A 13,767-nucleotide genomic window follows, 5' to 3' on the forward strand; every position below is an offset into this window, starting at 1 on the left:
GTGAAAACGATGACTTACACAATCTCCAGGGCTGAACAGGTACTCCAGACACAACGCCAGGCGCTCAATCTGCGCTGGTATCCGCACTATCACCTGGCGGCCCGCGCCGGGTGGATCAACGACCCAAACGGTCTGGTGTGGTTCGACGGCTGGTACCATGCTTTTTATCAACATCACCCGTACTCCACCCAGTGGGGGCCGATGCACTGGGGGCATGCACGGAGCAAGGATCTGGTGCACTGGGAGCATCTGCCGGTGGCCCTGGCGCCGGAGGGGCCGGAGGATAAAGACGGCTGCTTCTCCGGCTCGGCGGTGGTCGATGGCGATACCCTGGCGCTGATTTACACCGGGCATAAATTCCACGGCGACCCTGGCGACGAAGCCAATCTGTATCAGGTACAGTGCCTGGCCACCAGCCGGGACGGGATCCACTTCGAGCGCCAGGGGATGGTGGTCGACACTCCGCCGGGCATGCACCATTTCCGCGACCCGAAGGTCTGGCGGGAGGGAGACAGCTGGTACATGATCGTCGGCGCGCGCGAAGGCGACACCGGTCAGGTACGGCTGTACCGTTCAGCCGATCTGCGCCAGTGGCAGGACGCGGGGGTGCTGGATGAAGCGGAAAGCACCATGGGCTATATGTGGGAGTGCCCGGACTTCTTCACCCTCAGCGGCAAACGCGTCCTGATGTTTTCCCCGCAGGGGATGCAGGCCGAGGGGTTCCGCAACCGCAACCTGTTCCAGAGCGGCTATCTGATCGGCGAGTGGCAGCCGGGGCAGCGATTCGTCCGTCACGGCGAGTTCACGGAGATGGATCACGGCCACGATTTCTATGCGCCGCAAAGCTTCGCCACCCCCGATGGCCGGCGGATCGTGATTGGCTGGCTGGATATGTGGGAATCGCCGCTGCCGGAGCAGCAGGACGGCTGGGCGGGCATGCTCTCCCTGCCGCGCGAGCTGAGCCTGAGCGCGGATAACCGCCTGCAGATGCGCCCGGCGAAAGAAGTGGAGAGCCTGCGCGGCGCCTGGTTCCCGTGGCCGGTAAGCACCCTGAACAATCAGCAGACCACTATGGTCGACAACTGCGAGGCGATGGAGGTCAACCTGCGCTGGAACTGCACCAGCAGCAGCGCCGAGCAGTATGGTCTGCGCTTTGGCGATGGCCTGCGCCTCTACGTGGATGTCCAACAGCAGCGTCTGGTGCTGGAGCGGCATTATCCGCAGTATGGCCTGTGCGGGACGCGCAGCGTACCGTTGACCGCCGGGGCGGATCTCAATCTGCGGATATTTTTCGATAGCTCTTCGGTGGAGGTTTTTGTCAATGACGGCGAGGCCTGCCTGAGCAGCCGTATCTATCCGCAGGCTCCCCGCCGTGAATTAGCGTTATTTGCCTGGAGCGGTTCGGCGGCATTAACCGAAGCCGGAGCCTGGCAGCTCGAATAATAAAAAGGCTGTTGTCGTTAATAACCCGTCTTTGACGATGGGCGGGTTATTATTGCCTGTATCGTCGTGCATTACCCATTAATAAAAAATTCAGTTCATTCCATAATAAAAGGGTTTACCGATGAATAAAATCTGGGTCGGGTGTTTTCTCACGTCTCTGTATCTGCCACAGGCGATGGCGCAGGCGCCGTTATCGCTGGAAGAGCGGCTGGCGCAAATGGAGCAGCGGCTGAAGGCGACGGAGGCGCGCGCCGCCAGCGCAGAGGCGGAGATTAAGACGCTGAAAGGCCAGCAGCAGGCCACGACCGTCGCCCGCGCGGCGCCGGCTACGCCGCGCCTGCAGCTGAACAACAATGGCGAATTAAAATTTTATGGCGACGTCGAATTTAATCTTGATGGCGCCAGCCGCACCGGTAGCCTGACGTCGGTCAAAACCAGCGCGAATAAAAGTTGGGCGCCCGGCGAGAAAGAACGCTGGGATATTAATGGCCGTATTCTGCTGGGTTTTGATGGCAGACGTAATGGCGACGACGGGAAATATGCCGGATTCAGCGTGCAGCCGCTGGCGGATATGGATGGCAAAATGAATCTCGACGATGCGGTATTTTTCTTTGGTCAGCAGGATGACTGGAAAATAAAAATAGGCCGCTTTGAAGCCTGGGATATGTTCCCCCTGAATCAGGATACCTTTATTGAATATTCAGGAAATACCGCCAACGACCTTTATTCCGACGGCTATGGCTATATTTACATGATGAAAGAGGGGCGCGGGCGCAGCAGTAGCGGCGGCAACCTCCTGTTCAGCAAAACCGTAGATAACTGGTATTTCGAGGTCAATACCCTGGTGGAGGACGGCAGTTCGCTGTTTGTCGATCAAAACTATCACGGTAATGCGCTGGAAAACCGCAAAAACGTAGTGTACGTGCGGCCGGTGGCGGTGTGGCAGTCCGGCGCCTGGTCGGCGGCGGCAGCGATAGAGAGCAACCTCGTCAACAACGCCTACGGCTATCAGAATCAGAGCGGGCGCTGGGTCGACCAGTCAAACCGCACCGGCTACGGGATGACCATGAGCTGGAACACCCTGAAAAGCGATCCGCACGATGGGGCGGTGGTCAATCTGAGTACTGCCCTGCTGGACGCGGCGGATGAAACCGACTTCAGCGCCGGAATCAATGCCCTGTGGCATCGCGTGGAGCTGGGCTATATCTACGCGCATAACAAAATCGATCAGTTCAACATGGCCGGGGTGAATGGCGAGTGCGATGGCGACTGCGCAATCCTCGCGCCGGGGCGCTATGACATCCATACCGTGCATACATCCTGGCAGTTGCCGAATATTATGGCGATGCCGAACTTCAATATTTACCTTGGCGCCTACGCCTCGTGGCTCGATTCCACGGCGGCGAAGAGCGGGAATCCCGACGAACGCTATGGCGCCCGGGTGCGCTTTAAATATTTCTTCTGATATTTCTTCTGACAGGATACTCAGGCAGGCTCTCCCGCGGCGGACGCCGCGGGAGAGTTCAGGTGGGCAGGTTAACGCATCGCGCGGCGCAGAATGCGGTCGGTCTGGCGCTGGAAGTCCTCGGCCGCTTCTTCCACCGACTTTTTACCGTAGTCGATGTACTGCAGGGTGGTGCCGAACTGGGCGACGATCTGTGGGTCGTCGAAGTACGGCGAGACCGGCAGGGTGGTGGGCAGGGATTGCGCCAGCTTCAGGCCGGACACCGCCGGATCGTCGGCTTTGATGATCCCGTCCTCGGTCAGGTAGGTGACCGCCGCTTTGCTCAGCGGCACGCCACGCTCCAGACCCAGAATATCCACCCCTTCTTTACTGTTCAGCAGGAAGTTAATCAATTTCGCCGCCGCCTGCGGGTTTTTCGTCGATTTGCCAATGGACAGCATCTGCGCAGGCTTGAAGAACAGTCCGGCATCGGTGGCGCCGGGGAGCATCGGGTATTCCCCCAGCACCAGCTTCGCCGGCGGCTTCAGATTGTCGGAATATTTATTGATGGTGGAGTTCCACATGTAGGTCCCGCCCCATTCACCCTGGATCCACGGCTTCATCTCGTACATGTTGCTCTTGCCGAACGAGGCATAGTAGCGGGTGTCCGGCATCACATGGCTGTCGATAAGCTTCTTATACATGCCGAAGAAGTCCGCCCACTGCGCTTTGCTGTAGGAGAATTTGCGGCCCTTCTCATCGATGGCCGGCTGGTTGTATTTTTGCACCATGTAAGAGTTGAGCAGGGCCAGCACGTCCTGGTGCTCAAGCACCACCGGGTAGTACTGTTTCCCGAGTTTGCTTTCGAAAGTTTTTCCCGCCGCCAGCAGTTCATCCCAGGTTTTCGGGAAGGGGATGCCCGCCTTTTTCCACGCTTCGTCGTTAAAGTAGAAAACGCGGGCGGTGACCGACACCGGGATGCCGTTGAGCTTGCCGTTGACCGTGGTGGACTGCAGCTCTTTGGCGTCAAACTGGCTGAGATCGATCTCGTCTTTCAGGGTATTGAGATCGTAAAAGCCATCGCCATTTTTCGAAAAGATCGGCAGCCAGTTCCAGTTGGTCTGCATCACGTCAGGCTCGGTGCCGCCGGCTATCTGGGTGGTCAGGCGCGAAAGATGGCCGTCCCAGCCGGTGTACTCCGCTTTGACATTGATATCAGGATATTGCTGGTGAAAAGCCTCCAGCGCCTTGAGGGTCACCTGATGGCGGCCATTGCCCCCCCACCAGGACATGCGCAGGTCGACATCCTGCGCCAGCGAGGAGAAGGCGCTAAGGCCCAGGGTGGCGGAGAGGGTGGCGCTTATCAGCACGTTTTTCATTGTTATGCTCCAGGGTTCACAGAGAGAGGTTCTGTTCGGTTTTGGCGTCAAAGATGTGACACTTGTTAAGATCAAAGGTGAAATAGACTTTGCGATTCAGCCCCTTAGCAATCATCGGCTTCGCATCGTCCGACGGCACGCGAGCGGTCAGCTCGTAGCCCGCGACCTGCAGATAGACAAAGAACTCATGCCCCATGTTTTCCATCCGCACCATCTCGCCCATGCAGCCGCCTTCGGCGAACGGCGCGTCGGAGAGCGACACGAATTCCGGGCGGACCCCGTAGAACACCTCCTGGTGCTGATAGGCGCCGACTTTCTCCGCCAGACGGTCGTTCAACGGCAGGCGCTGGTCGCCAAGGGTCAGGCACAGGCGGCCGTCGTGCTCAACCAGCTGGCTGGGGCGAATATTCATCTCCGGCGCGCCGATGAAGCCGGCGACAAACATATTTTTCGGCTGGTGGTAGAGGTTGTCCGGGGTATCGACCTGCATAATGTGGCCGAGCTTCATCACGCAGATGCGGTCGCCCATGGTCATCGCTTCCGTCTGATCGTGGGTAACGTAGACGGTGGTCGCCGGTTTACCGGATTTTTTCAACTGCTTATGCAGATCGGAAATGCGAATGCGCATCGAGGCGCGCAGCTTGGCGTCCAGGTTGGAGAGCGGCTCGTCGAACAGGAAGACGTCCGGTTTTTTGACGATCGCCCGGCCCACCGCCACGCGCTGTGCCTGGCCGCCGGAGAGCTGGCGCGGCAGACGTTCCAGCAGCTCCTCCAGTTCGAGAATTTTCGCCGCTTCCTCCACCTGCCGATCAATCTGCGCCTTGGGCAACTTGCTCAGCTTCAGGCCGAAGGCGAGGTTTTCACGCACCGTCATGTGCGGATAGAGGGCGTAGTTCTGGAACACCATCGCGATACCACGGGATTTAGGCGCCAGGTTGTTGACGATCTTGTCGCCGATCCGCACCTCGCCGCCGCTGATGGTCTCCAGACCCGCCAGCATGCGCAGGGTGGTCGATTTGGCGCAGCCGGAAGGGCCGACGATCACCATAAATTCGCCATCGGCAATCTTCAGGTCGATACCATGCACCGCTTTAAACCCGTTGGAGTAAACTTTTTCCAGTTTGTTGAAAATCACTTCAGCCATGATATTTCCCTCTTAACCTTTGATTCCGCTGCTGGTCACGCCCTGCACGAAGTAGCGTTGAGCCAGGAAGAAGACAATGATGGACGGCAGAATGGAGATGCTCGCCATTGCCAGAATTTCGTTCCACGGCGCGCCTTCCGTGACGTCGATAGACATTTTTAGCGCCAGCGCGATGGGATACTTATCGACGCTGTAGACGTAGATCAGCGGACCGATAAAGTCGTTCATCGACCACATGAACTGGAACAGCGCCACCGAGATAATGGCCGGCTTGAGGATCGGCACCACCACATACCACAGCACCTGGATGGAGTTGCAGCCGTCGATCTGCGCCGCCTCTTCCATATCCCGCGGGACGCCGCGCAGAAACTGGATCAGCATAAAGACAAAGAATCCCTGGGTGGCGAAGGCCAGCGGCAGATACAGCGGCAGATAGCTGTTCAGCATTCCCATTTCACGGAACATCAGGTACTGCGGGATAAGCAGGACGGTGCTCGGCAGCAGCATGGTGGTGATGAGCGTCGCGAACCAGAACTTCTTCCACGGGATCTCAAAGCGCGCAAAGCCGTACGCCACGATGGTGGAGGAGATGATGGTTAACACCACCTTCGGGATCACATACTTAAAGGTGTTCAGCATATAGTGGCCGAAATGGTATTCGGTGCCGGTCTTCCAGCCGTTGATAAACCCGTCCCAGGTGGCGTGGGTCGGCCACAGCCCAAGGGTGGTGAAGATCTCATGGTTCGGCTTGAACGAGGCGGAGAACATCCACGCCAGCGGGTAGAGCATCAGCAGGCCGACGAATATCAGCACGACGTAGCGCACCACCCGGCTCACCTTTTCCCGGCGCAGCGTACGGGCGACCTCACGATCGGCGTCGCTCATCACCGGCGCCATCTGTTGAATATCAGCCATTTTTGCCTCCCTTATCGGCGGAGTAGAAGACCCAGTATTTCGATGACTTAAAGGCGATCGACGCAAAGACCGCCACGACGAGGAACAGCACCCACGCCAGCGCGGCGCCATAGCCCATGTCGAAGTACTTAAAGGCGGTATCGTAGATGTAGAGCGAGAACAGGTAGGTGTAATAGGTCGGGCCGCCGCCGGTTATCACGTACGGGCCGGTAAACTCCTGGAACGCCTGGGTAGTCTGCATAATAAAGTTGAAGAAAATCACCGGGGTGATCAGCGGCACGGTGACCTTCATAAACATCTGCCACTTCGAGGCGCCGTCGATCATCGCCGCCTCATACTGCGACTGCGGGACGTTCTGCAGCGCGGCGAGGAAGATGACCATCGCGGAGCCAAACTGCCAGACGCGCAGCAGGGTGACCGACATTAAAGCCAGCGAGGGTTCCCCCAGCCAGTTGATGGCATCGATGCCAAAGACGGCGAGAAAGCTGTTCAGCAGGCCGTCAATGGCGAACAGGGCGCGCCACAGCACGGCAATCGCCACCGAGCTGCCGAGGATCGACGGGATGTAGTAGGCGGTGCGGAAAAAGCCGATGCCGCGAAGTTTGAAATTGAGCACAAAGGCAATGCCAAGGGCGAAAGCCAGTTTTAAGGGGATGGTTAAAAAGACGTAGGCAAAGGTCACCCCCATCGATTTCCAGAACAGGCTATCCTCGGTCAACATATAGCGATAGTTTTCAATGCCGTTAAATACCGGCGGACTCATCAAGTCGTACTCAGTAAAACTGAGAAAGAAAGATGAAACAAAAGGAAAAGCAGTAAAGACAATCAGCCCGATGATATAGGGCGATATCCATGCCAATCCCAGCAGCTTGTTTTCATTCATACATACCTACCTGGCTTACGAGTTGTAATACGGATCGGGTGACGCGGCGCTGTCGGCCTTTTGCCGCGAACAACGCAAAAAAGTCTGAACGTTTCCTCTGGTTAACATATCCTTGTTAATGAATGGCTTAAGTTTTATCTGGCCCAGCGTGGAGGGGCCGTCAGGCTCTTTTTTATGCTGATCTGTTTTTTATAAAACACCGTTTTAATTTCATTTTATTGCGATTTATTTCCGCGTCATGCAGATCTGGATGGAAATGTGATCAAAGTCGAAACGATGTTTCAAAAAGGTGAGGTGGTAAGCACTTTAAGGATCTGAGGGAGCCTGAAAACAAGGAAAAATCAGTCTGAACTGAGCGGGAAATATTATTACCAGGATAATGATTGGGGCGGCATCTTTTTTAGCGCATGCTGTGAAACCTGAATCGGGGGCGGCGATCGCCCCCGTCTTTCATCAGCGTGAGAGAAAATCTTCGCGGATCGGTGTAAAGGTGTCGAGCAGCGTGCCGGGCTGCAAACAGACGCAGCCGTGCATGATCCCCGGCTGCTTATACAGCGTATCGCCAGCGCTGACGACGCGCGTCTCCTCGCCGATAGTGAACTCAAACTCGCCGGAGAGCACATAGGTGAGCTGTTCGTGAGGATGGTTATGCATCGGGCCGACGGCGCCGGCGGCAAAATTCACCTCTACGGCCATCATTTTGCCGTCGTGCGCCAGAATGCGGCGGGTTACGCCATTGCCGAGGTCTTCAAGGGTGGTGTCTTTATGGAAAATAAACATCGGGCGATCCTGTTGTTAAAATGAAACGTTGTTTCACTTAACTTATCCCACTCTTCATGAAAAAGAAATACGCGGCCAGAGAAGTGGAAAGTTGATCACAAGTTTGTTTCACTGGCAGAAACGACATAAGGAGCAGAAGATGAAAACCATTGGCCTGTTAGGTGGCATGAGCTGGGAGTCAACGATCCCTTACTATCGCCTGATTAATGAAGGCGTGAAGGCGCGACTGGGCGGGCTGCACTCCGCCAGCCTGGTGCTGCACAGCGTCGATTTTCACGACATCGAAGCCTGTCAGTCCGCCGGCGACTGGGATCGCGCCGGGGCGATCCTTGCCGAAGCCGCGGTCGGGCTCCAGCAGGCGGGCGCCGAGGGCATTGTCCTGTGCACCAACACCATGCACAAGGTAGCGGATGCCATCGCCGCCCGCTGCCAGGTTCCCTTTCTGCATATCGCCGACGCCACCGGGCGGGCGATTGCCGCCAAAGGCCAGCGGCGGGTCGCGCTGCTGGGCACTCGCTATACCATGGAGCAGACCTTTTATCGCGGTCGTCTGCAGGAGCAGTTTGCCATCGAGACGCTGATCCCCGAGGCCGACGATCGGGCGCGGATCAATCAGATCATCTTCGACGAGCTCTGTCTCGGCACCTTCAGCGAGGCATCGCGGGACTATTATCTGCAGACGATCGCCGCCCTGGCGGAGCAGGGAGCGGAAGGGGTTATTTTCGGCTGTACAGAGATAGGCCTGCTGGTGCCTGCCGAGCTCAGCCCGCTGCCGGTCTTTGACACCGCGGCGATCCATGCGGAAGACGCGGTCAACTTTATGCTCTCTGCAGGACCGACGCCAGCGGCGTGAGGATCTGCGGCAGACTCTGCTGCAGGTGCGTCACAAAGGCATCGACCAGCGCCGAGCGCGGGCGATGGAGCGGGCGGATCAGGCTGACGGTAAACGGTACCTCGACGCTGAAGCGGCGCACCACCACGCCGCTATCGGCATAGTCCAGGGCGGTCAGCGGGTTAACCACCGAGATCCCGGCGCCGGCGCGCACCATGGCGCAGATCGAGGCCGCACTGTGGGTTTCGACCACCATCCGCCGTTTAACCTGATGCTCAAGGAACAGGGCGTCGAGCAGCTGGCGATAGCTGTCGGTGCGCGACAGGCTGATGTAGTTTTCGCCCTGAAAATCGGCGGGGGTCAGCGTCGTCTGCGCCGCCAGCGGATGGCCGGCAGGCAGCACGCAGACTTCATTCAGCGTCAGCAGCGGCGTGCGTTCGGTGCCCGCCGGGGTATGCAGGGTCTCCGTCAGGCCAAGGTCATGGCGCTGGGCGGAGAGCCACTCCTCCAGCAGCGGCGACTCCTGAGGGACGATCTGCAGGCTGACCTCCGGGTAGCGGGCGAGAAACGGCGGCAACAGCAGCGGCAGAAAGGACTGGGAAAACACCGGCAGGCAGGCGATCGACAGCTCGCCCTGGCGAAACTCGCGCAGGCTCTCGGCGGCGCTGACGATGCGGTCCAGGCCGTACCAGGAACGCTGAACCTCCTCAAACAGGCGCAGGCCCTGCACGGTTGGCTGCAGGCGACCGCGGGTCCGCTCAAACAGCTGAAGGCCGAGCACCTTCTCAAAGCGCGCCAGCTCGCGGCTGACGGTGGGTTGCGAGGTGTGCAGCATCCTCGCGGCTTCGGTCAGGTTGCCGGTGGTCATCACCGCGTGAAAGATTTCGATATGGCGCAAATTGACGGCTGGCATGCGGTCTCCCTGAGGCTCGGCTGTAACCATATCATTTTTGCATAGAGTCGCGATAAAACGATATTTTTTATTGGTCAGGCACTGTGGCGTAATCAGAAAAAACAGCGACCAACACACGCACTGCACCGGAGTTTTTATGCCACATTCTCTTTACGCCACTGATACCGATCTAACCGCGGACAACCTGCTGCGCCTGCCGGCGGAATTTGGCTGCCCGGTCTGGGTCTATGATGCGCAGATTATTCGCCGCCAGATTGCCCAGCTCAGCCAGTTTGACGTGGTGCGTTTTGCGCAAAAAGCCTGCTCTAACATCCATATTCTGCGTCTGATGCGTGAGCAGGGGGTGAAGGTGGACTCGGTGTCGCTGGGGGAGATCGAGCGTGCGCTGGCGGCAGGCTACGATCCGCAGCAGAATCCAGAGGATATTGTCTTCACCGCCGATCTGATCGACGACGCCACCCTCGATCGCGTCAAGGCGTTACAGATCCCGGTGAACGCCGGTTCGATCGACATGCTAAGCCAGCTGGGGGAGGTGTCGCCGGGCCATCGCGTCTGGCTGCGCGTCAACCCGGGCTTTGGCCACGGCCACAGCCAGAAAACCAATACCGGCGGTGAGAACAGCAAGCATGGCATCTGGTACAGCCATCTGCCGGCGGCGCTGGAAGTGATGCGTCGTTATCAGCTGCAGCTGGTGGGGATCCATATGCATATCGGCTCTGGCGTCGACTACGGTCACCTGGAGCAGGTGTGCGGCGCGATGGTGCGCCAGGTTGTCGACTTTGGCCAGGATCTGCAGGCCATCTCCGCCGGCGGCGGCCTGTCTATTCCTTACCGTGAGGGTGAAGAGGCCATCGACACCGCCCACTATTACGGCCTGTGGAACCGCGCCCGGGAGCAGATCGCCACCCATCTGGGGCACCCGGTGAAACTGGAGATTGAGCCCGGACGCTTCCTGGTGGCCGAGTCCGGCGTGCTGGTGTCGCAGGTGCGCAGCGTGAAAGAGATGGGCAGCCGCCACTTCGTGCTGATTGACGCCGGCTTTAACGACCTGATGCGCCCGGCGATGTACGGCAGCTATCACCATATCACCGCTCTGGCGGCGGATGGCCGCGATCTCAGCGCCGCGCCGCAGGTGGAGACCGTGGTGGCCGGGCCGCTGTGCGAATCCGGAGACGTCTTTACCCAGCAGGAAGGGGGTAAAGTCGAGACCCGTCTGCTGCCGGCGGTGGCCCCAGGGGATTATCTGGTGCTCCATGACACGGGCGCCTACGGGGCCTCGATGTCATCCAACTATAACAGCCGTCCGCTGCTGCCGGAGGTGCTGTTTGATGGCGGCAAGGCGCGGCTGATCCGTCGTCGCCAGACCATCCAGGAGCTGCTGGCCTTAGAGCTTATTTAAAAAAAGGTCCCGTCGTTACCGACTCGCGCAACACCAGCGTGCCGGTGAACGGCGGGATCGTTTCGATCGGCTGCTGATTAGCAAGCTTGATCGCCTGATCGATAGCCGTGGTGATCATGTTGTCGATGGGCAGATAGACCGTCGACAGCCCCGGCTCCAGCCATTTCGCGCTTGGCGCATCGTCGAAGCCAAACAGCGACACATCCTGCGGAATACGCAGCCCCGCCTGATGCAGCGCCTTTGACGCCCCCAGCGCCATATCATCGTTACAGGAAAACAGCGCGCTGAAGCGGGCTTTCTCGTTCAGCAGTTCCCGGCACAGCTCGTAGCCGCGGGTCATCGTCGAGTCCCCGTATTTCACCCGGCTCGGATCCCATTCAATACCATGTTTTATCAGCGCGTTGCGATAGCCCTGCAGGCGCGCCTGGCCGGTGGGGGTGTGCATCGGGACGGTGATGCAGGCGATATCGCGGTGGCCCTGGGTAATCAGATACTCCACGGCCTGGAAGGCGGCTTCCTGCTGTTCGAAAAACACGCAGCGTTCGCGGGCCTGCGCCACATCACGGTTAATCACCACCAGCGGCATGGCGATCGAGTTAATCAGCGACATGATCGCCTTCTCGCTCATATGCCGGGTATAGAGGATGATCGCATCGCACTGCCGGTCGGCGAGCATCTGCACCGCTTCCTCTTCGCGCTCCGGCGTATCATGGCCGTCGGTGACGATAAGCTGTTTTCCCCAGGCTTCGGTCTGGCGTGACGCCTGCTGCAGCAGACGGCCAAAGTAGAAGCCGTCAAAGGTGGAGACAACCAGCCCGATACTGTTGCTGGTCTGATTGGCCAGCGAGCGGGCAAGGAAATTCGGCCGGTAGCCCAGCTCTTCCATCGCTTTAAAGACCTGTTGGCGGGTGCTCTCTTTCACCTGACCTGTGCCGTTCAACACGCGGGAAACCGTCGCTTTCGAGACGCCTGCGCGAATTGAGACATCCAGCATTGTAGCCATTCATCGATTCCTGATTTCACGTGGTAAGGCGCAGTTTATCACAGACCGAAAAGGGACATATCGACGGGGCGGGGCGGAAAAACCATCGCGATCACGCTTTTAGCAGGAACTGACCAACCGGCGCTATCTGGTATGCCAATGGTTGTTTTTATCGATATTTGGGATACCACGAAGCGGGTTGCGAGCGCTGTCACAGAACAATTTTTGCCTGGCGACTATGTTTTGGTATGCCAAAAGTCTCTGGCTGTCCACCTGGCCGCAATAAGCCCTTTACTCTGAGGTACTCTTTTATGGCATTACAGGACAAACTGATCGACGCGCTGGGGCGTTTCGCGACGACATTCAACAGCTATCGCTACATTATGGCGATCAAATCGGCGTTTATTACCCTGATGCCGGTGATCATCGTCGGGGCCTTTTCGGTGCTGATCTCCAATATGGTGCTGGATCCGAAGAATGGGCTCGCCAGCTTTTCCTCACTCTCCTTTCTCGCGGCGCTGAAGCCGATCACCAGCGCGCTGAACTACGCCACGCTCAACTTCCTCAATATCGGCGCCGTGTTTCTGATCGGCATTGAGCTGGGGCGGATCAACGGCATCAAAAGCCTGTTTCCCGGCCTGCTGGCGGTGATCTGCTTTATCTGCGTCACGCCGACCACGGTGGAGATGATGGTCGATGGCCAGATGCACGTGGTGAAAGATGTCCTGCTGCGTCAGTTCTCCGATACCCGTAGTCTGTTCCTCGGAATGTTCATCGCCATTCTGTCGGTCGAGATTTACTGCTGGCTGGAGGGGCGCAAGGGGCTGAAGATCAAGATGCCGGATACCGTGCCGCCGAACGTTTCTGCCTCTTTTTCCGCGCTGATCCCGGCGATCATCACCACCACCGCGATCGCCACCTTTGGTTTTCTCTTCCACCAGCTGACGGGAATGTATCTCTACGATGCGGTCTACCAGGTGGTGCAGCAGCCGCTGGAGCGGGTGGTGCAGAGCCTGCCGGGGATCCTACTGCTGATGTTCGTCGCCCAGCTGTTCTGGGTGATCGGTATTCACGGCAACCAGATGATCAAGCCGATCCGCGAGCCGCTGCTGCTGGGGGCGATCACCGTCAATATGAGCGCCTTTGAGCAGGGGAAAGAGGTACCGAACATCATCACGATGCCCTTCTGGGATGTTTACATGAGCATCGGCGGCTCGGGGCTGACCATCGGCCTGCTGATTGCGGTGATGATCGCCACCAGGCGCAAAGAGATGAAAGAGATCGCCAAGCTGTCGATAGGCCCGGGGCTGTTCAATATTAACGAGCCGGTGATCTTCGGGATGCCGATCATGCTCAACCCGATCCTCGCCATCCCGTTTATCATCACCCCGCTGGTGACCGGCAGCATCGGCTATTTCGCCACCCTGACCGGCTTCGCCGGCAAGGCGGTGGTGATGGTGCCCTGGACCACGCCGCCGCTGATCAACGCCTGGCTGTCCACCGCCGGCTCGATGGGAGCGGTGGTGACCCAGCTTATCTGCATCGTCGTCGCGGTGCTTATCTATCTGCCTTTCGTCAAAATTGCCTCCCGCCGTGCCGATGCCGCACAGCGTCAGGCCGACAATCAACAGACCGCCAACCCTGTCTGAGGAG

Annotated in this window: 12 protein-coding genes; 5 read left to right on the forward strand and 7 right to left on the reverse strand. The window is 58.4% G+C overall.

Annotated elements, in window-relative coordinates:
• The first annotated feature begins 9 nt into the window (after positions 1–9).
• A complete protein-coding gene (locus ABLV64_RS22650) occupies positions 10–1,443 on the forward strand; it encodes a glycoside hydrolase family 32 protein (protein WP_348843150.1) in 1,434 nt (477 codons plus the stop codon).
• A gap of 121 nt (positions 1,444–1,564) precedes the next feature.
• Positions 1,565–2,908, forward strand: a complete 1,344-nt coding sequence (locus ABLV64_RS22655; protein ID WP_200982242.1) for a carbohydrate porin — start codon at positions 1,565–1,567, stop codon at positions 2,906–2,908.
• 71 nt (positions 2,909–2,979) lie between these two features.
• On the opposite strand, the gene ABLV64_RS22660 is transcribed toward ABLV64_RS22655, so the two are convergent.
• The 5 genes from ABLV64_RS22660 to ABLV64_RS22680 all read right to left on the reverse strand — a co-directional run bounded on the left by ABLV64_RS22660 (position 2,980) and on the right by ABLV64_RS22680 (position 7,988).
• Positions 2,980–4,266, reverse strand: a complete 1,287-nt coding sequence (locus ABLV64_RS22660; protein WP_004205415.1) for an ABC transporter substrate-binding protein — start codon at positions 4,264–4,266, stop codon at positions 2,980–2,982.
• Positions 4,267–4,282: 16 nt separating this feature from the next.
• Positions 4,283–5,410: an ABC transporter ATP-binding protein gene (locus tag ABLV64_RS22665; protein ID WP_180242205.1), complete on the reverse strand. Its 1,128-nt coding sequence runs from the start codon at positions 5,408–5,410 to the stop codon at positions 4,283–4,285.
• 12 nt (positions 5,411–5,422) lie between these two features.
• Positions 5,423–6,325, reverse strand: coding sequence for a carbohydrate ABC transporter permease (locus tag ABLV64_RS22670; protein ID WP_004205418.1), 903 nt, complete (start codon positions 6,323–6,325; stop codon positions 5,423–5,425).
• On the reverse strand, positions 6,318–7,208 hold the full coding sequence (locus ABLV64_RS22675) for a sugar ABC transporter permease (RefSeq protein WP_002915995.1): 891 nt from the start codon (positions 7,206–7,208) through the stop codon (positions 6,318–6,320). The genes ABLV64_RS22670 and ABLV64_RS22675 overlap by 8 nt, the downstream gene beginning before the upstream one ends.
• Before the next feature lie 453 nt (positions 7,209–7,661).
• Positions 7,662–7,988, reverse strand: coding sequence for a cupin domain-containing protein (locus ABLV64_RS22680; protein WP_057213040.1), 327 nt, complete (start codon positions 7,986–7,988; stop codon positions 7,662–7,664).
• Positions 7,989–8,127: 139 nt separating this feature from the next.
• Between ABLV64_RS22680 and ABLV64_RS22685 the strand changes: the two genes are divergently transcribed.
• Positions 8,128–8,841, forward strand: coding sequence for an aspartate/glutamate racemase (locus ABLV64_RS22685; protein ID WP_004205421.1), 714 nt, complete (start codon positions 8,128–8,130; stop codon positions 8,839–8,841).
• Here the strand turns inward: ABLV64_RS22685 and ABLV64_RS22690 are convergent.
• A complete protein-coding gene (locus ABLV64_RS22690) occupies positions 8,807–9,733 on the reverse strand; it encodes a LysR family transcriptional regulator (RefSeq protein WP_004205422.1) in 927 nt (308 codons plus the stop codon). The two genes, ABLV64_RS22685 and ABLV64_RS22690, sit on opposite strands and share 35 nt — an antisense overlap.
• A gap of 136 nt (positions 9,734–9,869) precedes the next feature.
• Between ABLV64_RS22690 and lysA the strand changes: the two genes are divergently transcribed.
• A complete protein-coding gene (lysA, locus tag ABLV64_RS22695; RefSeq protein WP_004205426.1) occupies positions 9,870–11,132 on the forward strand; it encodes a diaminopimelate decarboxylase in 1,263 nt (420 codons plus the stop codon).
• Here the strand turns inward: lysA and ABLV64_RS22700 are convergent.
• Positions 11,125–12,126: a LacI family DNA-binding transcriptional regulator gene (locus ABLV64_RS22700; RefSeq protein WP_162921982.1), complete on the reverse strand. Its 1,002-nt coding sequence runs from the start codon at positions 12,124–12,126 to the stop codon at positions 11,125–11,127. The two genes, lysA and ABLV64_RS22700, sit on opposite strands and share 8 nt — an antisense overlap.
• A 299-nt stretch (positions 12,127–12,425) precedes the next feature.
• On the opposite strand from ABLV64_RS22700, the gene ABLV64_RS22705 reads away from it, so the two are divergent.
• On the forward strand, positions 12,426–13,763 hold the full coding sequence (locus ABLV64_RS22705) for a PTS transporter subunit EIIC (protein ID WP_004205429.1): 1,338 nt from the start codon (positions 12,426–12,428) through the stop codon (positions 13,761–13,763).
• The last annotated feature ends 4 nt before the right edge of the window (positions 13,764–13,767 follow it).

Source organism: Klebsiella sp. JB_Kp031, from assembly GCF_040064295.1.
In the GTDB taxonomy this organism is placed as follows: domain Bacteria; phylum Pseudomonadota; class Gammaproteobacteria; order Enterobacterales; family Enterobacteriaceae; genus Klebsiella; species Klebsiella quasipneumoniae.